This window comes from Paracraurococcus lichenis, from assembly GCF_030657435.1.
GTDB lineage: Bacteria > Pseudomonadota > Alphaproteobacteria > Acetobacterales > Acetobacteraceae > Paracraurococcus > Paracraurococcus lichenis.
In genome coordinates, this window is record NZ_JAUTWS010000355.1 from 1 (window position 1) to 906 (window position 906).

General features: G+C 74.7%; 2 protein-coding genes. Both read right to left on the reverse strand.

The features are described 5' to 3' along the window. On the reverse strand, positions 1-282 hold a 282-nt coding region (locus Q7A36_RS40210), incomplete at its 3' end, for an FAD-dependent oxidoreductase (protein ID WP_305109393.1). After that, a partial coding sequence (locus Q7A36_RS40215) for an aromatic-ring hydroxylase C-terminal domain-containing protein (protein ID WP_305109394.1) occupies positions 279-906 on the reverse strand: 628 nt, incomplete at its 5' end. The genes Q7A36_RS40215 and Q7A36_RS40210, both read right to left, overlap by 4 nt.

A 906-nucleotide genomic window follows, 5' to 3' on the forward strand; every position in this document is an offset into this window, starting at 1 on the left:
AGCGCCGAGGTCGAAGGTGGTCCAGGCTTGGCCGGTGTTCCACAACCGTACCTCGCGCCGCTCCGGACGCGCCGCCAGCGCCAGCACGCGGTCGGCGACGCCGAGCTCGCGCAGCACCAGCATGCCGTTGGCGCTGATCTGCACCCCGGCGCCGACCTCGCGCAACGCCATCGCCTGTTCGTGCACCTCCACCTCGAAGCCGCGCCGCAGCAATGCCAGGGCGGCGGTGAGGCCGCCGATGCCGGCGCCCGCGATGACGACCTTCAACCTCCTGCCGCTCATGCCGCCTCCTCCCACCCGAGTACCTGGTCGATGATCGCCGCCGCCGCGCGCGGATCGTCGCAGGCGCGGCCGCGCCAGGCCACGTGCTGGTCGGGCCGGACCAGGAACAATCCCGAGCCATAGACCCGTGCCACCGCCGGGTCGTCCAGCCGCACCACATTGATGGGCGCGCCGCGCCGTGCCGCCGCGGCGAGCAGTGCCCCGGACGGCACCGCGTCGCCGCAGCAGAGCAGCGTGAACCACGGGCCGAGCCGATCGAACAGCGGCCGCCCGTCCGCTAGAATCACGCTCGGCAGCCGCACGCCCGGCGCCGTGGTCGGCACGTAGCGCAGCGGGTCGTCGGGGATGGTGGCACCCGGCTCGGCGCAGACTGCGGGCGAGCCGGCATAGGCGTAGCCGAGCTCGATGCCGGTGCTCTCGTTCTCGGCATTGCCGATGGCAGCGATGCGCCGCCCTGCCTCCCGCCGCGCCGCATCACCGTCCGGCACGAGCAGCCCCGGGTGGTAGACCGCCGCGATCTCGCGCCGCACCTCGCTATGCCGGGCGGAGGCGTCGCGGTTGCGGCGCCCGACCGGCCGCCGCTCCGCGTCGTAGGCCTCGGCGAGGCGCGGCCCGCCGAAGCCA